We start from the raw sequence: 22,795 nt of genomic DNA on the forward strand, positions 1-22,795 counted from the left end.
ACAGGTCAGGGCTCGAGCAGCTCCAGCAGGTAGTCGCCGTAGCCGCTCTTCTCGAGCTCCTTCGCGACCGTCCTGAGCTGGTCGTCGTCGATGAACCCAAGCCGCCACGCGATCTCCTCGGGGCAGCTGATCTTGAGTCCCTGCCGGCTCTCGACGGTGCGGACGAAGTCGCTGGCGTCGTTGAGGTCGTCGAAGGTCCCGGTGTCGAGCCAGGCCGAGCCCCGCGGCAGCATCTCGACCTTGAGCCGGCCCTCAGCGAGGTAGGTCTTGTTGAGGTCGGTGATCTCGAGCTCGCCGCGGGCAGACGGCTTCAGCGCCCGGGCCCGCTCGACGACGTCGGGACCGTAGAAGTAGAGCCCCGGGACGGCGTACTTGCTCCTCGGCTTCTCCGGCTTCTCCTCCAGCGAGATCGCCGTCCCCTCCTCGTCGAACTCGACGACGCCGTACGCCGTGGGGTCGCTGACGCGATAGCCGAAGACGGCCGCTCCGTCGAGGTCGCGGAAGCGCCGCAGGTGCTGGCCGAGCCCGGTGCCGTAGAAGATGTTGTCGCCGAGGATCAGCGCGACCGCCTCGTCGCCGATGTGGTCCTCACCGATGAGGAACGCCTGGGCGAGACCCTCCGGCTTCTCCTGGACCGCGTAGGTGATCGTGAGCCCGAGCGCCGAGCCGTCACCGAGCAGCCGCTCGAACTGGTGGGCCTCGTGGGGCGTGGTGATGACCAGGATCTCCCGGATGCCGGCCAGCATCAGCGTCGAGAGCGGGTAGTAGATCATCGGCTTGTCGTAGACCGGGACCAGCTGCTTGCTCACGCCCCGCGTGATCGGGTGGAGCCTCGTGCCGGTCCCCCCGGCCAGGATGATGCCGCGCATGCGACGACCCTAGGGCCTCCCTAGACTCCCCGGCATGCAGCACGTCCTGGTCACCGGCGGCGCCGGCTTCATCGGCGCCAACTTCGTCCACCACTTGCTCACCCACACCGACGCCCGCGTCACGGTCCTCGACAAGCTGACCTACGCCGCGAGCGAGGCCTCCCTCGCGGAGGCCGATCCGGCGCGCTGCGAGCTCGTCGTCGGCGACGTCGCCGACCCGGAGGTCGTCGACCGGCTGGTCTCCGGGGTCGACGCGGTCGTCCACTTCGCCGCCGAGTCCCACAACGACAACTCCCTCGACGACCCGAGCCCGTTCATCCGGACCAACCTGGTCGGGACCTTCACCCTCCTCGAGGCCGTACGCCGCCACGGGGTCCGGCTCCACCACGTCTCGACCGACGAGGTCTACGGCGACCTCGAGCTCGACGCCCCCCAGCGGTTCACCGAGGAGACCCCCTACCGCCCGAGCTCGCCCTACTCGGCCAGCAAGGCCGGCTCCGACCACCTCGTCCGGGCGTGGGTGAGGAGCTTCGGCGTCCACGCCACGATCTCGAACTGCTCGAACAACTACGGCCCGTGGCAGCACGTGGAGAAGTTCATCCCCCGCCAGGTCACCAACCTGCTGATGGGCGGCCGGGTGAAGCTCTACGGCACCGGCGAGAACGTCCGCGACTGGATCCACGTCGAGGACCACTCCTCGGCCGTCCTGGCGATCCTCGAACGCGGCCGCGCCGGCGAGACCTACCTGATCGGCGCGGACGGCGAGAAGAACAACCTCGACGTCGTCCGGATGGTGCTGCGGCTGCTGGGCCGCGCCGAGGACGACTTCGACCACGTCACCGACCGCGCCGGCCACGACCTCCGCTACGCGATCGACTCGACGAAGCTCCGCGAGGAGCTCGGCTGGCGCCCGAGCTACGAGGACTTCGAGAGCGGCCTCGAACAGACCATCGGCTGGTATCGCGACCACGAGGACTGGTGGCGCCCCCACAAGGAGGCCGTCGAGCAGGGCTACGCCGCCAAGGGGCAGTGAGCTCGGGCGTCAGCGCTGGTAGAGCCCCTTGAGCGCCGGCCGCACGTCGGCGAGGTAGACGAACGCCGCGATCAGGAACGCGAGGTTGAGCAGGCCGAGCGGGCTGTAGGGCATCAGGATCGCGGCGAGCACGCCGAGGCCGAGGATCGCGACCCACGCCTGCTTGGTCAGCTTGTCCGCCGCGCGATAGTGCTCAGGGCTGAACATCAGGGCGGTCACGAGCGAGAAGATCTTGACCGCCATCACGATGAGGGAGACGACCAGCATGATCGTCCCCTCGATCTGGAACACGTTCGGCACGCGTCCACGGTAGCCGACCCGTGGACGCGTGCCGACGAGACGATCAGCCCCGCGCGACCCGGCGGGTGAAGGCGAACTCGACCTTCTTGCCGGTGGCGTCGTCGTAGAAGATCTTGTTCTCACTCTTCGCGAAGGCGCCCGCGAGCTGGAAGCGGACCCAGTCCGGCCGGCCCAGGCAGGACCGCGGGATCGAGAGCTTGGCGACGTCCTTCTTGTAGTTCAGCGACCCGGTCGGCGAGCACTCGCTGGCGGAGCCGTAGACGCTCGCCTCGCCACGCCAGTTGTCGGGGGTGCCGATGAGGTCGGCGCCGTAGCTGGTGTCGTCGGGCGTGTCGATGTTCATGTAGACGCCGACGCCCTCACCGGACTTCTTCAGGTTCTGCATCCGGGCCGTGATGACGACCTTGCGGGCCGTGTGGTTGAAGGTGACCTTGCGGAGGTCTCCCTCCGGATGACCGCTCGCCTTCTTCGGGGTCTCGGAGGCGATGTTCCAGGTGTCGCCCTTCCCGTCCTTGATCGTGCGGGAGTCGGCGGAGGCCGGGGCGGCGGTGGCGACCGAGAGGCCGAGGACGGTGGCGGCGGCGAGCGCGACGAAGCGGCTCGTGCGAGCAGACGAGATCAAAGGTTCCCCCGTGATGTGGTTGTGGTGCGGCCGGTCGGCCGCAGCGGCAACCTAGCAGCGGCAGGACGCACGAGACCCCCGAACCGCAGAGCGGCTCGGGGGTCTCGAGGGGCGTGCGTCAGTCGCCGACCTTCTCGGCGGCGTCCGCGGCAGCGGCGGTCGCGTTCTCCGCGGTCTTCTTGGCCGCGGTGGCGGTCGCCTTGGCGCTGGACTTGGCCGGGGCCGACTTCTTCGCCGCGGTCTTCTTCGCGGTCGAGGCCGACTTCTTGGCGGTGGAGGCGGTCTTCTTGGTGGCCTTCTTCGCCTGGGTCGTCGTGGTCTTGGCCTTGGTGGTGGTCGTCTTGGCGGCCGTCTTGGTCGCCTGGGTCGACTCCTGCTTGCGGATCCGGGTCACGAGGCCCTCGCCGCGGACGACGAAGTCGCCGTAGGTGTCGGTGACCTGGGCCTGGACCTTGCCCGGCAGGGCGAGGGCCTCGGCCTGGAGCTCGGCGACGCGCTTCTCGACGGCCGTACGGCGGGCCTTGGCGTCCTTGCTGATCGCGTCGACGCGCGAGTTGACGACGGTGGTCGCCTGGTCGCGGAGGGCCTTGGGCTCGAGGTCGATCTTCTGGACCGACTTCTGGACCTCGGCGTAGCGCTTCTGCGCGGTCTTCTGGGCCTCGGTGACGACGTCGCGGACGACCTCGACGACGCGGTCGGTGACGCCGACGCCGGCGTACAGCGGCTTGGAGGCCTGGGTCTTGAGGGTGTCGAACGTGGTGGCCATGTGGCTCACTCCTTCTCTGTGGACGACTGGTTGAGGGCCAAGAACGACGCGTAGACGTCGAGGAGGGACTGCTTCTGGCGCTCGTTGAGGCGGGGGTCGTGCAGGACGGCCAGCTCGACGGACCGCTCCGGGGAGCCCCCGGTCGGCTCCGGGCTGACGATCCCTGCCCGGACGTAGAGCTGGTCGGCGGAGATCCGCAGCGCCTTCGCGATCTGCTGGAGGACCTCGGCCGAGGGCTTGCGCAGGCCTCGCTCGATCTGGCTCAGGTAGGGGTTGGAGACCCCGGCCTGCTCGGCGAGCTGCCTCAGCGAGAGCCGCGCGGCGGTGCGCTGCTCCTTGAGGTAGTCACCGAGACCGTCGACGGTCTTGGTGACCTTCTTGCCGACGTTGGTGACGTTGCTCTTGGCCATGTCTCCAGTGTGCTAGCTGGAGTTAGCAGATTGCAAGCACAGCAAGCGTGAACCTGTTCACACTCGCGTCAGAACGCCGCGCGGATCTCCCCCACCGGCTCCCCGCCACCGAGCAGCGCGACGTGCCCCGTACGCCGCACGGCGTCGGCGTCGACCCCGGGCTCGTCGAGCACGCCCGACCGCTGGAGCGCCGCCGCCATGAGGACGGGCCGGACGCGAGCCGCGCCGTCGTCGGTCTTGGTCGCGAACGCCCGCCCGTCGGGCAGGGCGATGGCATAGCAGGACTCCGCGCCGGCCTTGCCGATCGAGCCGGGGATCGCGGTGAGGAGCTCGCGCTCGTCGCGCCGGCTCCCCGAGACGTACGCCGGGTGGGAGCGGATCGCGTCGGCGATGCGGGCCGCGTGGTCGGACGGCTGGTCGGAGCCGTCGCGCCCGAGGGCGAGCCGGGAGAACGCGCGCGCCAACCCGACGAGCGAGGTGGAGAGCAGCGGCGCCCCGCATCCGTCCACGGCCACGTGCGACACCGGCTCGCCGGTCATCGACGCGAAGGACGAGGCGATGGCGACCTGGAGCGGGTGGTCGGGCGAGCGGTAGGTCGCGGTGTCCCAGCCGTTGATGACGCAGGTCGCAAGCATCGCGGTGTGCTTGCCGGAGCAGTTCATGAGGATCGACTGCCGTGAGCCGCCCTCACGCAGCAGCGAGTCCCGAGCCGCGTCGTCGAGCGGGTAGTCCGGCGGCGTCTGGAGCGCGTCGTCGGAGAGCCCCACCGACTCGAGGATCGCGCGGGCCCCCTCGACGTGGAACGACTCCCCGCTGTGGGAGGCGCAGGCCAGCGCCAGCAGCTCCGGCTTCAGGTCGAGCCCGAGCTCGACCATCGCGAGCGCCTGGAGCGGCTTGTTGCACGACCGCGGCAGGACCGGCGAGGTGACGTCACCGACCGACCAGTCGACGCTCGCGTCGGAGCGGAGGGCGACGAGGGAGCCGTAGTGACGGCCCTCGACGAACCCGGAGCGGACGATCTCGGCGACGACGGGACGCATGGGCCCGACCCTAGCCACCGCTCCGAGAGCCCGATCACGGTGGCAGGATGACGCCGTGCCCGTGCCTCAACACTGCCCCACCCCGCGCGAGCTCGACGACCTCGAGCTGCTCACGACCGGCGCCCTCGCCCCGACGACGCGGTTCGGCGAGCCCGGCAGCCCGGTGACGCTGACGCTTCCCTCCGACATCGCCGGCGAGGAGGTCGTCGAGCTGGTCGACCCCGAGGGACTGCCGCTCGCGCGCCTCACCACGGCGACGGGCGAGGTCGAGGTCCTGACCCACCACCAGTACGGCGCGTTTCGCCGGCTCCACCTCTCCCCCGCCCAGGTGCGCGAGCACCACGCTGGGCGCACGTTCGTCCCGGTCGTCGACGCGCTCGACACGACCCAGCTCGACGAGCTGCGCGGGCTCGGTCCGCTCGTGCTGCTCGCACTGACCGGCCACGGCACCGCCGAGCTGACCCCGACGGCCCTGCTCCGCGCGAGCCTCGCCGCCGCCGTCCAGCTGCCGGACGCCGCGGTCGTCGCAGTCCCGCTCGCCGCCCACGACGACCCCGAGGCCGACCACGAGCTCGGCGTCCGCGTCGTCGCGACGTACGCCGCCGGCGACCCGGTCCACGCCCTGACCGAGGGCACCGGCGAGCTCGGACCCGAGATCGCCGCCATCGTCGACGCCGACCGCCCCGCCCCCGACGAGCAGGGCCTGGTCCTCTTCTTCACCGGCCTCTCCGGCAGCGGCAAGTCGACGCTCGCCCGCGCGCTGATGGACCGGATCCTCGAGGAGACCGACCGCCCGGTCACCTCCCTCGACGGCGACGTGGTCCGCCGCCACCTCTCGAAGGGCCTGACCTTCTCCAAGGAGGACCGCGAGACCAACATCCGCCGGATCGGCTGGGTCGCCGCGGAGATCTCGCGCCACCGCGGGCTCGCGGTCTGCAGCCCGATCGCGCCGTTCGCCGAGACCCGCGCCCAGGTCCGTCAGATGGTCGACGACGCCGGCGGCGCCTTCTTCCTCGTCCACGTCGCGACCCCGCTCGAGGAGTGCGAGCGCCGCGACCGCAAGGGCCTCTACGCCAAGGCCCGCGCCGGCGAGATCCCGGAGTTCACCGGCATCTCCTCCCCCTACGAGGAGCCGGACGACGCGAGCGTGCGGGTCGACACCACGGGCCGGACGATCGAGGACGCCCTCGACGACGTCATCGTCGCCCTGCGCGAGGAGGGCTACCTCGACCTGACCACGGCCGACGAGCCGGCCGACGAGCCCGTGACCGCGGAGTCCGAGAGTCCGCTCAAGGTCCTCTTCGTCTGCACGGCCAACATCTGTCGCTCCCCCTACATGGAGCGCATCGCCCGCAGCCTCGACCTGCCCGGCGTCGAGTTCACCAGCGCCGGCACCCACGGCTTCGACGCCGCCCCGATGGACACCCCGATGGCCAGCCGGCTCGCCGACCGCGGCCTCGACGGCAGCGACTTCCGCAGCCGCCGGGTGACCTCGCGCCTGATCGCCGACGCCGACCTGGTCCTCACCGCCGAGGCCGGCCACCGCAGCACCATCCTCGAGGAGAACCCCGAGGCCGTGCGCAAGGTCTTCACCCTCGGTCAGGCCGCCCGCCTGGTCGAGGAGCAAGGCTCCCTGGCCCCGCGCGACCTGGTCGCCGCCCTCGCCGAGCGGCGTACGGCGCCCGACCCGGCCGACGACGTCGCCGACCCCTACGGACGTGGTGACGAGGCCGCGGCGAGGGCCGCGGTCGAGATCGAGTCGCTCGTCAAGCGGGTCCTCGGTCACTGATTTGTTTCGATCGCGCTAAATCTCGGGGGGATGCCCCGTCGCGGCACGAGCACCCCAGTACGCATGATCTAATCGGGCCACACCACGACCATCCACAACACCTCCACGGGGGAGTTACACGTGAAGAAGTTCGCCAGCATCGTCGCGTCCGCGGCGCTGATCGGCGGTGGCCTCGTGGCCGCCGCGCCGACCGCCACGGCCGTACCGACGGGTGATCCCTACCCGGGTTCGATCGGCACCACCTGCAACGCCAACAACCTCAACAACCCGCGCAAGGGCGGCAACGTCCGGGTCCGCCTCAACGTCCGGCCGGACGTTGATGGCAACCAGGACCTCCGCGGACCCGCGACCTTCCGCTACTTCCGCAAGAGCAACAACACCGTGATCCGGGAGTACCGCCGCCTCTACCGCGGTCCGGGCGTCACGAAGTACGCGTTCTCCGGCGTCCCGAGGGGTCGCTACACCGTCAAGGTGTTCTGGAACTCCAAGCCGAACAGCTCGGTCTACCAGAACTGCAGCACCAGCTTCAGCCAGCGGGTCCGCCCTCGTCGCTGACCGACGTCGTACGACGCCCCTGCGGCCCGCGGGCCGCAGGGGCGTCGTCACGTTCCCACCCTGCTCCCTCCCCTCGGTGATCCCCTGACATGACTCGCTCCACCCGCAGGCCGCTTGGCCTCGCCGTCCTCCTCGTCGTCCTGGGGGTCGTCGGCTGGTCGGCCTGGCTGGCGCTCCAGGTGCGCGCCGAGCTGGTCGCCGCCCAGTCGGCCGTCGACCGCCTTCAGCAGCACCTCACCGACGACGACACCACCGAGCGCGACCGGGCCGTCTCCGACCTGACCGAGTCCGCCACCAGCGCCCGCGACCTGACCGACGGCGGCTGGTGGACGGCGATGACGTGGCTGCCGATCGCCGGCGACGACGCCGCCGCCGTGCGGGGACTCAGCTCATCCCTCGCCGAGGTCTCGGTCGACGGACTACCACCCCTGCTCGAGGTCGCCGACCAGCTGCCGCAGGTCCAGAAGAAGGGTCGGATCGACCTCGAGACCGTCGCCCGGCTCGAGCAGCCGGTGGCCCAGGGCAGCGCTGCCTTCGACCGCGCCGTCGCCGACGTCTCGGGAGTCGACAGCTCCGACCTCGCGGGCGCCGTCCGTGGCCGCTTCGACGGCTACGTGAAGGAGCTGCGCGCCGCGGCAGGCGCGCTGGCCGACGCCGAGCGGACGGTCGAGCTGTTGCCTCCGGTCCTGGGCGCCGACGGTCCGCGCGACTATCTCCTCGTCTTCCAGAACAACGCCGAGGTCCGCGGCACCGGCGGGCTGCCCGGCTCGTGGGCGCGGGTCCACGCCGAGGACGGCGACCTGTCCATCACCTCGCAGGGCTCGGCCCGCGACTTCCCCGTGACCCAGGCGCCGGTTCCGCTGTCCCGGGAGGAGATCGCGGTCTACAACCGACAGCTCGGCACCTTCTGGCTCGACGCCAACTTCACCCCCGACTTCCCGCGGGCCGCCGAGCTCTTCTCTGCTCACTGGGACCGCCGCTTCCCCGACCAGCCGATTGACGGCGTGATCTCGCTCGACACCGTGTCGCTCAGCTACCTCCTCGAGGGCACCGGTCCGATCAGCGTCGGGGACGTGACCCTGACGCCCGAGGCCGCAGTCGACCAGCTCCTCAGCGAGGCCTACGTCGGCACGACGCCCGAGCAGCAGGACCTCTTCTTCGCCGCCGTCTCCAAGGCCGTCTTCGACCAGGCCACCGCGAAGGTCGGCGACCCGCTGGCCCTGGTCGGGGCGCTGCGTCGGAGCGCCGCGGAGGGCCGACTGCTGCTCGCGCTCGAGGACGACGCGGTGATGGAGGCGCTCGGCGACAGCCGCGTCCTGGGCCAGGTTCGCGGCGACGACGACGAGACGCCCCACGTGGACATCAGTCTCAACGACCTGACCGGCTCGAAGATGTCCTACTACCTGCGCTCCAGCGCCGAGCTCGATGCCCGGTCCTGCGAGGACGGCGTGCAGCGACTCGGCGGCCGCTTCGTCCTGCGCCAGAGCATCGACCCCGCGGTGGCGCGTGAGCTGCCGGACTACGTGACCGGTGGCGGCAACTTCGGCACTGAACCTGGGAGCCAGACCGTGTTCGTGCGCTTCCACGCGCCGTACGACGGCACGGTCGAGTGGGTCAAGCTCGACGGAAAGAACCTCTACTTCAAGAAGGTCTCGATCGAGGGCCGCCCTGTGGCCACGTTCGTCGCTCTCCTGTCGAGCGTGGAACCCGCGGTCTTCACCTACGAGATGACGACGGGCCCGGGACAGACCGGCGACATCGAGCTCGGGGTGACGCCCGGCGTGACGCCAGGTGACAACGACGCGGTGGTGGACAATGCTTGCTGACCGACTCGGGAGGTTCTGACGTGGAGCTCAAGGACTACTGGGAGATCATCCGCCACCGGTGGGGGCTGATCCTCGGGTGCCTCGTCCTCGCGGTCGGCGCCGCCGGTGTGCTGACCTGGCAGACCACGCCGCTCTACGAGTCCTCGACGCGGCTGTTCGTCTCGACGAGCGAGAGCGACGTGTCGCAGGCCTACCAGGGTGGGCTCTTCGCGACCCAGCGGGTCGCCTCCTACTCCGAGCTGGTGAAGGGAAACGAGCTCGCCGACCGCGTCGCCGACCGCCTCGGCGGCGAGACCACGGCCGACGACCTCCAGAGCCAGGTACGCGCCGAGGTCGTCCCCGAGACGGTCATCCTCCAGATCACCGCGACCAACCCCGACCCGGAGCTCGCGCGCGACATCGCCCAGGCCTACGCCGCGGAGCTCGAGCTCTTCGTGTCCGAGATCGAGACGACCGGCAGCAAGCCCGCCTCGATCAAGGCGACCGAGGTCGGCAGCGCCCAGGTGTCCGACGCGCCCGTCACTCCCAACATCCCGCGCAACATCGGCCTCGCCGCCGTCCTGGGCCTCCTGCTCGGCATCGGCCTGGCCGTTCTGCGCGAGCTCCTCGACACCTCGATCAGCTCCGCCGCCGACGTCACCCACTCGACCGAGGCCCCGATCCTCGGCAACATCCACCAGGACCCGGGCTCGGTCAAGATCGCTCCGGTCGATGCGCTGTCCAACGCCAGTCCCTGGTCCGAGGCCTACCGCGTCCTGCGGACCAACATGCAATACGTCGAGGTCGACCACGACCACCGGATCTTCGTCGTCAGCAGCTCCCTGCCCGGCGAGGGGAAGAGCACGACGGCGTCCAACCTCGCGCTGACGCTCGCGATGGCCGACCAGCGGGTCGCGCTGATCGAGTGCGACCTGCGCCGACCGACGCTGGCCCGCCGGCTCGAGCTCGACGACGCCGTCGGCGCGACCAGCGTCCTGATCGGGAGGGTCTCGCTCCAGGACGCGATGCAGGTCCACCGCACGTCCGGGCTCCACGTGCTCACCTCGGGTCCGATCCCGCCCAACCCGGCGGAGCTGCTCCAGTCGGTCGCGATGGAGAAGCTGCTGACCGACCTGCGTCACGACTACGACGTCGTGATCATCGACGCGCCGCCGCTGCTGCCCGTGACCGACGCCGCGCTGCTGGCGACCCAGGCCGACGGCTGCGTCGTGGTCGTCCGGCACGGCAAGACCACGCGCGACCAGCTCACCCACTCGATCGAGCGCCTCGAGGCCGTCGACGCGAAGCCGGTCGGCGTGGTCATCAACGCCACCCCCGCCAAGCGGGCCGCGCGCGCCTACTCCTACTCCTACGGCTACGGCTACGGCTACGCGCCGGTCACCGCCACGGAGACCAAGAAGAAGGACTCCCAGCACAAGGGACGGCGCCGCCGCGGCTGAGCGGCATACCCGGTTTCGAGGAGTAGCCTCGTCGAGACCTGATTTCGACAAACTCGCGTAGTTCAGTAGGGTTCGTCGGTCTGCAGGGTCACCAGGTCGTCTTCTGGGAAGGGTCACACCATGGGCGACGTCATCACCATGACGTTCTTGAGCATCATCGTCGCCGGCTTCGTCGTCGGCATCGTCGTCGGTCTCACCGGCATGGGCGGCGGCGCGCTGATGACGCCGGCGCTCATCTTCCTCGGCGTGGGCGAGACGACGGCCGTCGTCACCGCCGACCTCACGGCAGCGGCGGTCTACAAGACCGGCGGCGCGATCGTGCACAAGCGCGAGGGCTCGCCCAACATGAAGCTCGCCAAGTGGTTGATCATCGGGTCCGTCCCGATGGCCCTGCTCGGGCCCTACCTGATCGACTGGGTCGCGGCTGACAAGGACGAGCTCGACCACCTGCTCAAGCTCGCCATCGGGTTCGCGCTGCTCTTCGCGGCGACGACCTACGCACTGCGGCTCTGGATCGGTCTGCGCCGGGTCCGCCAGGGACAGGACAACTGGGACGACGACCCGGCCGTCCGGATCGTGCCCACCCTGCTGGTCGGGATGCTCGGCGGTCTCCTCGTCGGCATCACCAGCGTCGGCTCCGGCTCGGTCATCATGATCGCGCTGCTCATGCTCTACCCCGGCCTGTCCGCCGTGAAGCTGGTCGGCACCGACCTGGTGCAGGCCGTGCCGCTGGTGCTGGCAGCCGCCATCTCCAACATCACGCTCCACGGCCTCGACTGGAGCCTGCTCATCCCGCTCCTGATCGGCTCGGTCCCCGGGACCGTCATCGGCTCCCACATCGCGCCGCGCGTCCCGCAGTCGTTCATCCGCCGCGGCATCGTGATCGTGCTGACGATGAGCGGCGTCGCTCTCCTCGACAAGGCCGGCTGGGCCCCGCTGGGTGCTGGCGAGGACGACACCCACCCGATCCTGATCGCCGGCATCGGCCTCGCGATGGTCGTCCTGGTCCCGCTGGTCTGGGGCGTCATCCGCCGCACCCAGGGCATGCCGATGTTCGGCTCCCCCACCGTCGCCGAGCTCGAGGACCCCCACTACCGCCCCGGCATCATCGGCATGAAACGCACGGACGCCTAGGGGACCTCGATATATAGGTGGTCGAGCAGCGAGCGAAGCGAACAAGACCGCCACCACCGTTGGTCGAGCAGCGAGCGAAGCGAGCGCCTGTCGAGACCCCGGAACCAAGTAGCCAACCCGTACCTAGGTGGTCGAGCAGCGAGCGAAGCGAGCGCCTGTCGAGACCCCGGAACCACCAAGCCAACCCCTATATAGGTGGTCGAGCAGCGAGCGAAGCGAGCGCCTGTCGAGACCCCCGAAACCGCAAGCCAACCCGTATATAGGTGGTCGAGCAGCGAGCGAAGCGAGCGCCTGTCGAGACCTCACCGACTGTCACACCCGCACCACCCGCAGTGACCCCGACCACCCACAACCCGCGCCGAGTTGAGCCCCCGCCCCCGCACGCGGCTAGCATGAGTCCGCTTACCCGAGGAGAGGTATCCCGATCTGATGAGTGCACCACCGACCCACGTCGACTACCAGCTGTCCCAGCTGGACCAGCTCGAGGCCGAGTCGATCCACATCTTCCGTGAGGTCGCCGCCGAGTTCGAGAAGCCGGTTCTGATGTTCTCCGGCGGCAAGGACTCCATCGTCATGCTGCGGCTGGCGGAGAAGGCGTTCTACCCGGCGAAGATCCCGTTCCCGATCATGCAGATCGACACCGGACTCGACTTCCCGGAGGTCATGGAGACCCGCGACCGCTGGGTGCAGCGTCTCGGCGTCAACCTGGTGGTGGCCAGCATCGACGACGCCATCGCCAAGGGCGTGGTCGTCGAGGACGGCAAGACCTCGCGCAACCGCCTCCAGATCGGCACCCTGCTCAACGCCATCGAGGAGAACGGCTTCACCGCCGCCTTCGGTGGTGGCCGCCGCGACGAGGAGAAGGCCCGCGCCAAGGAGCGCGTCTACTCCCACCGCGACGAGTTCGGCCAGTGGGACCCGAAGAACCAGCGTCCCGAGCTGTGGAGCCTCTACAACGGCCGGCTCCACGAGGGCGAGCACATGCGGATCTTCCCGATCTCGAACTGGACCGAGCTCGACGTCTGGTCCTACATCGCCCGCGAGGGCATCGAGATCCCGAGCATCTACTACGCCCACGAGCGTTCCGTGTTCAAGCGCGGCGGCATGCTGATGACCGAGACCCCGCTGAACCCGATGAAGGACGGCGAGTCCGCCGAGGTCCGCACCGTCCGCTTCCGCACCTGCGGCGACATCACCCTGACCGGCTGCGTGGAGTCCAACGCCAGCACGATCGAGGAGATCATCGAGGAGATCGCCGTCGCCCGGGTGACCGAGCGCGGCGAGACCCGCGGAGACGACAAGTTCTCCGAGGCCGCCATGGAGGACCGCAAGAAGGAGGGCTACTTCTGATGGCCGAGAACGAGACGTTCGCCGAGACCTCCGGCGAGGCGATGGTCGAGACCGTCACCCAGAACATGGACCTGCTGCGGTTCGCGACCGCCGGTTCGGTCGACGACGGCAAGTCGACCCTCATCGGTCGGCTGCTGCTCGACTCGAAGTCGATCTTCGAGGATCAGCTCGAGGCCGTGGAGACCTCCTCCCAGGCCAAGGGCTATGACTACACCGACCTGGCGCTGCTGACCGACGGTCTGCGCAGCGAGCGCGAGCAGGGCATCACCATCGACGTGGCCTACCGCTACTTCGCGACGCCCAACCGCAAGTTCATCATCGCCGACACCCCGGGCCACATCCAGTACACCCGCAACATGGTCACCGGCGCCTCGACCGCCGACCTGGGTCTCGTGCTGGTCGACGCCCGCCAGGGCCTGACCGAGCAGAGCCGGCGCCACGCCGTACTTCTCTCGCTGCTGCGCGTGCCCCACCTGGTGCTCGCGGTCAACAAGATGGACCTCGTGGACTACTCGCAGGAGACCTACGAGAAGATCCACAACGAGTTCCGCCAGTTCGCGACGAAGCTCAACATCCCCGACCTCGAGGTCATCCCGATCTCGGCGCTCAAGGGCGACAACGTCGTCGAGCGCAGCGAGTCGATGCCGTGGTACTCCGGCCCGACGCTGCTCCACCACCTCGAGCACGTCCACGTCGCCTCCGACCGCGACCTGGTCGACACCCGCTTCCCGGTGCAGTACGTCGTGCGCCCGAAGTCGGACCAGTACCACGACTACCGTGGCTACGCGGGCCAGGTCGCCGGCGGCGTCCTCAAGCCCGGTGACGAGGTCGTCGTGCTGCCGAGTGGCATGACCTCGACGATCGAGGGCATCGACCACTTCGACCAGGAGATCGACGAGGCCTTCCCGCCGATGAGCGTCACGGTGCGTCTCGCGGACGACGTCGACGTCTCCCGCGGCGACATGATCGCCCGCGTCAAGAACGCGCCGACCCCGGCGCAGGACATCGACGCGATGGTCAGCTGGATGACCAACACGCCGCTCAAGCCGCGGCAGAAGCTGGCCATCAAGCACACCACCCGCACCGGCCGCGCGATGGTGAAGGACATCCAGTACCGCCTGGACGTCAACACCCTCCACCGCGACCAGGACGCCGGCGAGCTCGGCCTCAACGAGATCGGCCGCGTCCAGCTGCGCACCACGGTGCCGCTGCTCTGCGACCCCTACTCGAAGAACCGCACCACCGGCTCGTTCATCCTGATCGACGAGGCCACCGGCGTCACCGTCGGCGCCGGCATGATCAACTCCGGCTCCTGACCCAGCAGCCACCAAGAACCCCCGGCCGCCGCAAGGCGTCCGGGGGTTTTTCAATCGCCGAGGCCGGCCCTCGAGCGTCGAGGGCAGACCATGGTTTGCGGTTAGCCGCCCTAACCGGACAGTGGCGCAGCTGGTCACATAAGGTGCGGACCATGACCTCGGGGGATCGGCTGGCCTACATCACCGGCCTGCGCGGCATCGCGGCACTGGTCGTCGCGGTCGGACACCTGCTCGGCATGGTCCCGCCCGACCATCCCGCCACCAGCGTCTTCGGAGCCAACGCGTACCACCTGGCCATCTGGCCGTGGCTGTTCGGCGGGCAGGCCGTGTGGCTCTTCCTGATGGTCAGCGGGTTTGCGCTCTACTGGTCCGAAATGCGGCGGCGTGACGCCGGTCGAGGTGCGACACCGCTGCGGGTCTACGCGCTGCGCCGTTTCTGGCGGATCGCGCCGACGTACTACGCGGCAGTCGCACTGGGGACTGTGGTCCTGCTGGTTGGCTCGAGCGTCTACCTCGCGCCCTCGCCGAGCTTGGACACGCTGCGGCCGGTGACGCCTGGCGGTGTGGTCAGCCACCTGTTGTTCGTGCACAACCTCAATGTGCAGTGGATCTATCAGATTAGCCCGCCGTTGTGGTCGATCGGCGTCGAGGTGCACCTCTACCTGCTGTTCCCACTACTGGTTCGGTGGCACAACCCAATCGTCCCTGCTTGCCTGCTCGTCGTGGCAGTGCGGGCGCTGCAGTACGCGCTGGACCTCCCGGTGTTCGCACTGGCTGAGTTCTTCTTGGCCGGCGCGGTCCTGTCGCATGTTGCCGAGCGGTGGCGGCCGATCCCTGGGCCTCTCCTGTGGGCGACCGCGTTGACGTTCATGGGTCTCGGGTTCGTGCGTCTCGACCTTCCTGGGCCGGCCGACCAGCTGGTGTGGCTTATCGGGTTCGGTACCCTGCTCCTTGCCCTGCACCAGGCCTCTGCGGCCGAGCGGGGCAACGTGACGACCTGGCCCACGGTACAGAGACTCGGTGACGCCTCCTACAGCCTGTACGCCGTCCACTTTCCGCTGGCGCTGGCACTGTGGTGGGGCGTCGGCCGCCTCGGCCTGCCGCACGCCGCCGAGGCCGCGGTGATGGTCGTGCTCGGCCTGCCGCTGGTCCTGGCGGCCACGTGGGGCTGCTACCGGTGGGTCGAGACTTGGTCGCTGGGGAAAGTTCGCGACGTGGGCCGGGTCAAGCCGGCCCCCGCCGAGGTACTAGGTGGCTAGGCTCGGTCGGTGCTGTGGGGAGCGCCCTACCCAGGTCGCGTCCACCACGGCACTGTGCGTTTCGCCTGACGTAGGGTGCAAGCCCGTAGAACCTCGGGCACAGAAATGCCGCGCCTATCAGGAGTCGGGCGCCGTGACGAGCATGCTTTTCGTGACGCCTGACCCTTCCAGTCTCATTGGGGCTGCGCGGTCGTTGGCTTCGCTCGTCGGTCTGCTGATCGTCGCCATAGTTACCCGCTCTGCGATGACCCCCTGGCGCACCACCTGCGACTCATGAGGGCGCTGTGGGTCCTGCTCGGAGCGGGCACCGTCTCCCTCTACTGGCTGCCAGACGGAGTACCGCTAGTGAGCGTCGCGGGGCTCCAGGTCGGAGTAAACGACTTGGCGCTTGTCCTGTACTCGTTCGGTGCCATCAACCATCTCCGGCAGGTCGCCGAAGCGCGAGCCGGGCACACGCTTGCCCTCGCCTTGGTCTTAGCGCTCTATGGTGTGTCGCTGATCCGCGGCTTACCCATCTTCGGCGCGTCGGCTGTCAGCGAGGCGCGCAGCACTTTGCTCTTCCTGGCGGTAATTGTGTGGGTTCTTGCGCAGTCACGGCGGGAAGACTTCCGAACAGTGGTCGATGAGTTCATAACCTGGACCGGGATTGGGCTGGTCGGGCTCGCGATCCTCAACGTCGCGTTGCACGGCGTCGGCGCGGCTGACGAGTTCGTGCTGCGCGGCGGCGAGCTGGTCTCTAACAGGCCGTTGATCGCGACCCAGGCAGCATTCCTTGGGCTCGCTGCAATCTACCTCGCGGTTCGCCGCAAGCGGCTGCCGCTAGCCGCCCTCTTTCTGATCGTCGTCCTCGTCGCACAACATCGATCCGTATGGGCCGCAACGGTGGCGGGCCTGCTGGTTGCGGTCCTGGTCTCCACCAACCCGGTGACTCGTGCGCGAATCATCGTATCCGGCGTATATGGCTCGGCGCTGTTTGTCTTGGCGGCGCTCGCCGGGCTGCTGGGAGACGTTCTCACCGACCTTGCCCACTCGTTTCAGAGCCGAGGCACACTCGAGGACCGGCAGGGGGGCTGGGACGCGCTGCTGATTGACTTCCACGCCGCTCCTTTGTTCGAGCGGCTGATCGGCTTGCCCTTTGGGTCCGGCTACGAGCGATACAACGAGAGCGGCGAATTGGTCACCTACTCGCCGCACAGTTTGTATGTGACGGCGTATCTGAGGATCGGCATGGTAGGTGCGTGCGCGGGCACCGCGCTGCTCCTCGGCTCGTTGCTCCGACACCTGCACACCCGGCACGCTGAGCGTGCCGCCCTCCTGGTCATGCTGCTGACCTACGGCTACGCCTATTATCCGACGTGGCCACTCGCGGTACTCATGGCGGTGGCATTAATGTTCGACCCTGTGCCTGATCCCGTCACCAGGTTGAACGAGCGCGCTTCCACCCGTCAGTAGGTCAGCACAGGTGCCACCGTGACAGGGACGTTCTGGTTGCCAACCGGCCGGGGAAGCGGGTGATGGCGCGCTCGAGGTGCCGTTTCTTCAGCTGCACCGGCGGCGCGGATGTCGAGCATGGCCGTTGGATCGCAGGGTGATCGTGCTGCCGATCAGGCTAGACCCGCTGGCGACCCCGCGGAGCACCTTTGCCGGGCGTCGCCGTGAGGGCGGCCCGGAAGGCGGTGGTGTCATCGGCGCCGTTGTGGAGGCCCGAGGTGATGACCGAAGGCATGGGTTGTCCAATGGCAGCACCAGACTCCATAGAATGCTGCGGTGAACCGCCTGAGGAACCCCGTGCGTCATTACGCGTGGGGCTCCGGCTCACACATCCCGAAGCTGATCGGCGCCGACCCCGCTGGCCTCCCTTGGGCCGAACTGTGGCTCGGCGCCCACGAAGGCGATCCATCCTTGCTCGAGGATGGCCGCCGCCTGAGCGACGCCATCGCGGCAGATCCGACGAGCTGGCTTGGCGACCGCGCCGCGGCCGGGTTCGGTCGGCTCCCCTTCCTCATGAAGCTTCTGGCGGCCGGTGAGCCGCTCTCGCTTCAGGTCCATCCGTCCTCTGAGCAGGCTCGGCTCGGGTACGCCGCCGAGGAGGCAGCCAGAATCCCCATCGATGCACCTCACCGCTCCTACAAGGACTCCTCACACAAGCCAGAGCTCATCTACGCCCTGACGCGGTTCGAGGGCATGGCGGGCTTCCGAGACGTACGACGGTCGGCCCAGATCTTGCGGCTGCTCGAGCTGCCCTGGCTCGATGACGTGGCCCAGCAGTTGGAGACGACCAAGACGCCGTTCCAAGCGCTTCGCGCCATCGTCACCGAGCTGCTGTCGTGGCACGGAGACGAGCTAGCAGGGCGGCTGCACGACCTGTCGGTCGCGGCTGAGAAGGCCGAGGCCCGACTCCATGCGCCGCCAACGCGAAAGCGTCCACCCGCCGTCGCCGCGGAGACCGTGGAGCGGGAAAGCCTCCGTGTCTTCCAGCAGACCCAGCAGCTGGTGGCTCGATACCCCCGTGACCCGGGCGTCGTGGTGACGCTGCTGCTCAACCACGTCGTGCTCGCCGCAGGGGAAGCGATGTATGTCCCTGCTGGGATGATGCACGCCTACACCTCAGGCTTCGGAGTCGAAATCATGGCGTCCTCCGACAACGTGCTGCGGGCAGGGCTGACCCCCAAGCACGTCGATGTTCCCGAGCTCCTGCGGATCACCGACTTCGACCCGGCTCCTCCCCCACGATGGACGCCGAATGAGGCCGGAAACTCCAAGGTCTTCTGCCCTCCGGTGAGCGAGTTCGAGCTGACGGTGGCGAATGGCCCCTGCCGCACCGAGGTCGGACCCGGACCGCTGATAGTCCTGGCCGTCGAGGGGCGGGCATCGGTGCGGACCGTCTCAGGCCACGCGGAACTCGCACCGGGCGATGCCGTCTTCACGCAAGCCAGCCACGCAACGGTCGAGATTCGTTCAGGAAGCGTGGCAGCCGGGCGATTCCCGCGTTAATGCCTGTCAAGGCCGCCTGGCATGTGAAGATGCACGTCTAGACCCCTCCGCCCTGTCTCTGGAGTCGTGAATCTCGGATGAGCCATGCCACCGTGGACTTCCACGGCGTCGACGTCGCCGCCACCAACCCTCATGCCGCAGCCGACGAGCTGATCTCTCGGGCCCTGGGCGCCACCCCCCCGGCCGCCTACCGACTGGTCAACTCCTACACGTTCGCACTCGCGAGTCGGGACGCCTCCTACATGCAGCTGCTGCGAGGGCCGGGCATCAATCTCCCCGACGGGGGTCCGCTTTCAAGCGTGCTTCAGCGCACGCACGAGACGGAGTGCCGACAGGTTCGCGGACCGGGCCTGTTCGAGGACTGCCTCGACCGCGGCCGAGACTACGGCGTACGCCACTTCTTCCTCGGTGGCTCCCAGGCCGCTCTTGATCAGCTGGTGGCCGAGGTCGAGCGACGTTTCCCGGGCTGTCAGATCGCTGGCTCCTGGTCACCGCCGTTCCGTGCGCTGAGCAGCGCTGAGCTCGAGTGGCAGGACATGATGATCGCCGAGTCCGGCGCGCACGTCGTGTGGGTAGGACTCGGCACTCCCAAGCAGGACGTGGAGGCACTGCGCATCGTCAACAGCATCGGCGTCACCACAGCGGCCGTCGGAGCTGCCTTCGACTTCACCGCCGGAACCAAGGCGGTTGCACCCAAGTGGATGCAGCGCACCCACCTCGAGTGGCTCTTCCGCCTCAGCATGGAGCCACGCCGCCTGTGGAAGCGGTACCTCTTCGGAAACGCTCGCTTCCTGTCGCTTGCCTACCAGCACAGTCGCAGGACCAAGACAGCTGCCTGACGTGCGCATCGCTGTCGTCCACAGCTTCTACTCCACCCGCCAACCCAGCGGCGAGAACGCCGTCGTCGAGGACCAGGTCCAGGCGCTGGAGGAGGCCGGTCACGACGTGCTACTCGTGGCGCGCCGGACCGATGACCTGGAGACCGGTCGGCACTACGGCGCACGAGCTGCCCTGCGGGTTGCCTCGGGGAGAGGCGGGTCGCCCGAGCGGGAGCTGACTGAATTCGCACCCGATGTTGTCCACCTGCACAACACCTTTCCCAACATGGGTACGGCCTGGTTGGGAAACTGGGGGCGGCGCACGGTGGTCACGCTCCACAACTTCCGAACCGTGTGCGCGGCCGGCACCCTGTTCCGCGACGGGCACGCGTGCACGGAGTGCATCTCGACACCAGTGCGTCCCGCTCTTCGCCACGGTTGCTACCGCGACTCGCGCGTCGCCACGATGCCGCTGGCTGCTGCCACGCGTCCCAGTGGAGCGCTACGCCGGATTGGGCGCGACAGCGCCGAGGTGATCGTTCTGAACGAGGTGGCACGCGCTGTCATCGCGGACGTGTATCACCGGGAGGTTCAGGTCCTTCCCAACTTCGTTGCTGACGGCGTACCGCACCCTGCGCCTCACGCAGGTTGGCTGTACGTGGGCCGACTCACGCAGGAGAAGGGTGTCATCGAGCTCCTCTCTGCCTGGCCCGCGGAGGAGCGCCTGGATGTCGTCGGCGCCGGTCCTCTCGAAGACGAAGTCCGCCGCCTTGCCGCAGAGAGCCCGACCGTCCGGTATCTCGGGCTGGTCGATCGCACCGACCTTCGAACGGGGTTGGGGCAGTACGAGGGACTGATTCTTCCCAGCCTGTGGCCAGAGGGTCTTCCGACTGTCGTGCTGGAAGCGATCGCGGGTGGGCTCCCGGTCGTCATGTCTGACCGTGTTGCCTCGAGCGCGGAATTCGTCGAGCTCGGAGCAGCCACGCTGCTCCGCACTCCGTTCGACCAGCGTGGCGTCCAGTCAACGCTCGACAAGCATCGGACCGACACAGGCATGCGCCAGCGCGCCCAGGACCTTCATGCGTCCCGTTACTCGAGGAGCGCGTGGTTGGACGGCATCGCGCCCATCTATGAGCGCGTAGCCGCCGGATAGTCAGCCGACCTCGCGAAGGCTGTCGCCGTGCTCGCGGTACCACTCCACGGTGGCAGCCAAGCCCTCGCGGAGCCCGATCCGTGAGGTCCAACCCGCCTCGGCGAGCTTGGAGACGTCCAGCAGCTTCTGGGGCGTGCCGTCGGGCTTGGAGGTGTCCCAGTGGGTCTCGCCCTGGAACCCGGTCGCCTCAGCGACCAGCCCGGCGATCTCGGCGATCGTCGCGTCCTTGCCGGTGCCGACGTTGACCTGCTGGGGACCGTCGTAGTGCTCCAGCAGGTGGAGGCAGGCGTCGGCCATGTCGTCGACGTGGAGGAACTCGCGACGAGGGGTCCCGCTCCCCCAGTTGGTGACGCTGTCGAGCTCATCGCGCTGCGCTTCGTCATAGCGCCTGATGAGGGCCGGCAGCACGTGTGAGCCGGTCGGGGAGAAGTTGTCCCCCGGTCCGTAGAGGTTGGTCGGCATCGCTGAGATCCACGGCAGCCCGTGCTGCCGACGCGTCGCCTGGACCTGGAGGATGCCGGCGATCTTGGCGATGGCGTAGGCATCGTTGGTCGGCTCGAGGTGCCCGGTGAGCAAGGAGTCCTCGTGGATCGGCTGCTCGGCCAGCTTCGGGTAGATGCATGATGAGCCCAGGAAAAGCAGCCGCTCGACGCCCTGCTCCAGCGCCGCGTCCATGACGTTGACCTGGATCTGCAGGTTCTTGCTGAGGAAGTCGTGCGGATAGGTGTTGTTGGCGAGGATCCCGCCGACCTTGGCAGCGGCCAGCACGACGTAGCGCGGCTTGTGCTGCGCCATGAAGTCGAAGACGGCCCCGCGGTCGGTCAGGTCGAGGTCGCTGGACGCCGCGCCGACGAGGGACCGGTGCCCACGGCCCTCCATAGCCCGCCAGATCGCTGAGCCCACCATTCCGCGATGGCCCGCGATGTAGGTGGTGGCCTCGCGGTCGAGCGGCTGCGGCGTGAAGCCGTCCGTCACTGGTCAGCCCCGGGCCAACCGGGCAGGCGCACCTGGTCGATCCACGGGTTGCCCTCGTGCTTGATCGCCTCGATGTCAGCCTCGACCATGATCCGAGCGAGCTCGGCGGTGTCGACCTGCGGCACCCAGTCGAGCTTCTCCTTCGCACGGGAAGCGTCACCGATGAGCGCGTCGACCTCGGTGGGCCGCAGGTAGCGCTCGTCGAAGCGTACGTGCTTCTCCCAGTCCAGTCCGGCGTGCTCGAAGGAGGCGACGACGAAGTCGCGGACCGTGAAGTTGCCGCCTGTGGCGAGGACGAAGTCGTCGGGCTCGTCCGCCTGGAGCATCCGCCACATACCCTCGACGTACTCAGGCGCATAGCCCCAGTCACGGATCGAGTCGAGGTTGCCGAGGTAGACGTAGTCATCGAGTCCGGCCTGGATGCGGGCGACGGCGCGGGTGATCTTGCGGGTCACGAAGGTCTCGCCACGACGGGGCGACTCGTGGTTGAAGAGGATGCCGTTGACCGCGAACATGCCGTAGCCCTCGCGGTAGTTCTTGGTCACCCAGTAGGCGTAGACCTTGGCCGCACCGTAGGGCGAGCGCGGGTAGAACGGGGTGTCCTCATTCTGCGGCGGCGGCGTCGCGCCGAACATCTCGGAGCTCGACGCCTGGTAGTAGCGGCAGTCGACGCCCGAGAGACGGACGGCCTCCAGGAGTCGCATGGCACCGATGCCGGTGGTGTCACCGGTGTGTTCGGGCTCGTCGAAGCTGACCCGGACATGCGACTGCGCGGCGAGGTTGTAGACCTCGTCGGGTCGCACCTCGTTCATCAGCGTCACCATGCGGGCGCCGTCGGAGAGGTCACCGTAGTGGAGGAACAGCTTCGCCTCGGGGTCGTGCGGGTCGACGTACAGGTGGTCGATCCTCGACGTGTTAAAGGTCGAGGCCCGTCGGATCAGGCCATGGACCTCGTAGCCCTTGTCGAGCAACAGTTCAGCCAGATACGAGCCGTCCTGTCCCGTGATACCCGTGATGAGGGCACGCTTCGTCATACCGGTCTCCCCGTGGCTGCCGTTTCCAATCGGCTCCCAACCCTATGCGCCAGTAGCGCCTTCCCGCACATCCAGGGACCACACATTGGTCTTGACCACAAGGACAAGTAGGG

21 protein-coding genes are annotated in these 22,795 nt (G+C 68.5%); 13 read left to right on the top strand and 8 right to left on the bottom strand.

Annotation, left to right across the window (positions count from 1 at the left end; genetic code table 11):
* Positions 1 to 5 precede the first annotated feature (5 nt).
* A complete protein-coding gene (gene rfbA, locus ABD091_RS06495; protein WP_343916590.1) occupies positions 6 to 869 on the bottom strand; it encodes a glucose-1-phosphate thymidylyltransferase RfbA in 864 nt (287 codons plus the stop codon).
* Positions 870 to 903: 34 nt separating this feature from the next.
* Between rfbA and rfbB the strand changes: the two genes are divergently transcribed.
* A complete protein-coding gene (gene rfbB / locus ABD091_RS06500) occupies positions 904 to 1,902 on the top strand; it encodes a dTDP-glucose 4,6-dehydratase (RefSeq protein ID WP_343916592.1) in 999 nt (332 codons plus the stop codon).
* A 9-nt stretch (positions 1,903 to 1,911) separates the two neighbouring features.
* On the opposite strand, the gene ABD091_RS06505 is transcribed toward rfbB, so the two are convergent.
* From ABD091_RS06505 to ABD091_RS06525, 5 genes are all read right to left on the bottom strand, one after another.
* Positions 1,912 to 2,202, bottom strand: a complete 291-nt coding sequence (locus tag ABD091_RS06505; RefSeq protein WP_343916594.1) for a DUF2516 family protein — start codon at positions 2,200 to 2,202, stop codon at positions 1,912 to 1,914.
* A gap of 43 nt (positions 2,203 to 2,245) precedes the next feature.
* Positions 2,246 to 2,824 carry a hypothetical protein gene (locus ABD091_RS06510; protein ID WP_343916596.1) on the bottom strand — a complete coding sequence of 193 codons (579 nt, stop codon included), beginning with the start codon at positions 2,822 to 2,824 and terminating at the stop codon, positions 2,246 to 2,248.
* 118 nt (positions 2,825 to 2,942) lie between these two features.
* A complete protein-coding gene (locus ABD091_RS06515; RefSeq protein WP_343916598.1) occupies positions 2,943 to 3,590 on the bottom strand; it encodes a hypothetical protein in 648 nt (215 codons plus the stop codon).
* 5 nt (positions 3,591 to 3,595) lie between these two features.
* Positions 3,596 to 4,000, bottom strand: a complete 405-nt coding sequence (locus ABD091_RS06520) for a helix-turn-helix domain-containing protein (protein ID WP_343916600.1) — start codon at positions 3,998 to 4,000, stop codon at positions 3,596 to 3,598.
* Positions 4,001 to 4,068: 68 nt separating this feature from the next.
* Positions 4,069 to 5,040: an asparaginase gene (locus tag ABD091_RS06525; protein ID WP_343916602.1), complete on the bottom strand. Its 972-nt coding sequence runs from the start codon at positions 5,038 to 5,040 to the stop codon at positions 4,069 to 4,071.
* Positions 5,041 to 5,095: 55 nt separating this feature from the next.
* Between ABD091_RS06525 and cysC the strand changes: the two genes are divergently transcribed.
* From cysC to ABD091_RS06585, 12 genes are all read left to right on the top strand, one after another.
* Positions 5,096 to 6,829, top strand: coding sequence for an adenylyl-sulfate kinase (cysC, locus tag ABD091_RS06530; RefSeq protein WP_343916604.1), 1,734 nt, complete (start codon positions 5,096 to 5,098; stop codon positions 6,827 to 6,829).
* A 120-nt stretch (positions 6,830 to 6,949) separates the two neighbouring features.
* Positions 6,950 to 7,384, top strand: a complete 435-nt coding sequence (locus ABD091_RS06535; protein WP_343916606.1) for a hypothetical protein — start codon at positions 6,950 to 6,952, stop codon at positions 7,382 to 7,384.
* Between the two features lie 89 nt (positions 7,385 to 7,473).
* A complete protein-coding gene (locus ABD091_RS06540) occupies positions 7,474 to 9,210 on the top strand; it encodes a DUF4012 domain-containing protein (RefSeq protein ID WP_343916608.1) in 1,737 nt (578 codons plus the stop codon).
* A gap of 20 nt (positions 9,211 to 9,230) precedes the next feature.
* Positions 9,231 to 10,649, top strand: a complete 1,419-nt coding sequence (locus tag ABD091_RS06545) for a tyrosine-protein kinase domain-containing protein (RefSeq protein WP_343916610.1) — start codon at positions 9,231 to 9,233, stop codon at positions 10,647 to 10,649.
* Between the two features lie 120 nt (positions 10,650 to 10,769).
* The gene (locus ABD091_RS06550; RefSeq protein WP_343916612.1) at positions 10,770 to 11,783 is read left to right on the top strand and encodes a sulfite exporter TauE/SafE family protein; all 1,014 of its coding nucleotides are present in this window, start codon (positions 10,770 to 10,772) and stop codon (positions 11,781 to 11,783) included.
* Between the two features lie 429 nt (positions 11,784 to 12,212).
* The gene (cysD, locus tag ABD091_RS06555; protein ID WP_343916614.1) at positions 12,213 to 13,133 is read left to right on the top strand and encodes a sulfate adenylyltransferase subunit CysD; all 921 of its coding nucleotides are present in this window, start codon (positions 12,213 to 12,215) and stop codon (positions 13,131 to 13,133) included.
* The gene (gene cysN / locus ABD091_RS06560; RefSeq protein WP_343916616.1) at positions 13,133 to 14,449 is read left to right on the top strand and encodes a sulfate adenylyltransferase subunit CysN; all 1,317 of its coding nucleotides are present in this window, start codon (positions 13,133 to 13,135) and stop codon (positions 14,447 to 14,449) included. Before cysD ends, cysN begins: the two co-directional genes overlap by 1 nt.
* A gap of 152 nt (positions 14,450 to 14,601) precedes the next feature.
* Positions 14,602 to 15,708: an acyltransferase family protein gene (locus tag ABD091_RS06565; RefSeq protein ID WP_343916618.1), complete on the top strand. Its 1,107-nt coding sequence runs from the start codon at positions 14,602 to 14,604 to the stop codon at positions 15,706 to 15,708.
* Positions 15,709 to 16,053: 345 nt separating this feature from the next.
* On the top strand, positions 16,054 to 17,160 hold the full coding sequence (locus ABD091_RS06570) for a hypothetical protein (RefSeq protein WP_343916620.1): 1,107 nt from the start codon (positions 16,054 to 16,056) through the stop codon (positions 17,158 to 17,160).
* A 315-nt stretch (positions 17,161 to 17,475) separates the two neighbouring features.
* Positions 17,476 to 18,702 (top strand): mannose-6-phosphate isomerase, class I, encoded by a 1,227-nt coding sequence (gene manA / locus ABD091_RS06575; RefSeq protein WP_343916622.1) that lies wholly within the window; start codon positions 17,476 to 17,478, stop codon positions 18,700 to 18,702.
* A gap of 92 nt (positions 18,703 to 18,794) precedes the next feature.
* A complete protein-coding gene (locus ABD091_RS06580) occupies positions 18,795 to 19,541 on the top strand; it encodes a WecB/TagA/CpsF family glycosyltransferase (RefSeq protein ID WP_343916624.1) in 747 nt (248 codons plus the stop codon).
* A gap of 1 nt (position 19,542) precedes the next feature.
* A complete protein-coding gene (locus ABD091_RS06585) occupies positions 19,543 to 20,673 on the top strand; it encodes a glycosyltransferase family 4 protein (RefSeq protein WP_343916626.1) in 1,131 nt (376 codons plus the stop codon).
* Here ABD091_RS06585 and ABD091_RS06590 read toward each other — a convergent pair whose 3' ends face one another.
* A complete protein-coding gene (locus ABD091_RS06590) occupies positions 20,674 to 21,648 on the bottom strand; it encodes a GDP-L-fucose synthase family protein (RefSeq protein WP_343916628.1) in 975 nt (324 codons plus the stop codon).
* Positions 21,645 to 22,682: a GDP-mannose 4,6-dehydratase gene (gene gmd / locus ABD091_RS06595; RefSeq protein ID WP_343916630.1), complete on the bottom strand. Its 1,038-nt coding sequence runs from the start codon at positions 22,680 to 22,682 to the stop codon at positions 21,645 to 21,647. Before gmd ends, ABD091_RS06590 begins: the two co-directional genes overlap by 4 nt.
* Positions 22,683 to 22,795 lie beyond the last annotated feature (113 nt).

Origin of the sequence: Nocardioides aestuarii (assembly GCF_039527245.1) — a bacterium.
Taxonomy (GTDB): Bacteria; Actinomycetota; Actinomycetes; order Propionibacteriales; family Nocardioidaceae; genus Nocardioides; species Nocardioides aestuarii.

Excerpts from the sequence above, each read along its gene's own strand:
- cysN (WP_343916616.1), top strand. The coding sequence starts at position 13,133 with ATGGCCGAGAACGAGACGTTCGCCGAGACCTCCGGCGAGGCGATGGTC.
- ABD091_RS06540 (WP_343916608.1), top strand. The coding sequence starts at position 7,474 with ATGACTCGCTCCACCCGCAGGCCGCTTGGCCTCGCCGTCCTCCTCGTC.
- ABD091_RS06565 (WP_343916618.1), top strand. The coding sequence starts at position 14,602 with ATGACCTCGGGGGATCGGCTGGCCTACATCACCGGCCTGCGCGGCATC.
- ABD091_RS06515 (WP_343916598.1), bottom strand. The coding sequence starts at position 3,590 with ATGGCCACCACGTTCGACACCCTCAAGACCCAGGCCTCCAAGCCGCTG.
- gmd (WP_343916630.1), bottom strand. The coding sequence starts at position 22,682 with ATGACGAAGCGTGCCCTCATCACGGGTATCACGGGACAGGACGGCTCG.
- ABD091_RS06550 (WP_343916612.1), top strand. The coding sequence starts at position 10,770 with ATGGGCGACGTCATCACCATGACGTTCTTGAGCATCATCGTCGCCGGC.
- ABD091_RS06520 (WP_343916600.1), bottom strand. The coding sequence starts at position 4,000 with ATGGCCAAGAGCAACGTCACCAACGTCGGCAAGAAGGTCACCAAGACC.
- rfbA (WP_343916590.1), bottom strand. The coding sequence starts at position 869 with ATGCGCGGCATCATCCTGGCCGGGGGGACCGGCACGAGGCTCCACCCG.
- cysD (WP_343916614.1), top strand. The coding sequence starts at position 12,213 with ATGAGTGCACCACCGACCCACGTCGACTACCAGCTGTCCCAGCTGGAC.
- rfbB (WP_343916592.1), top strand. The coding sequence starts at position 904 with ATGCAGCACGTCCTGGTCACCGGCGGCGCCGGCTTCATCGGCGCCAAC.
- ABD091_RS06525 (WP_343916602.1), bottom strand. The coding sequence starts at position 5,040 with ATGCGTCCCGTCGTCGCCGAGATCGTCCGCTCCGGGTTCGTCGAGGGC.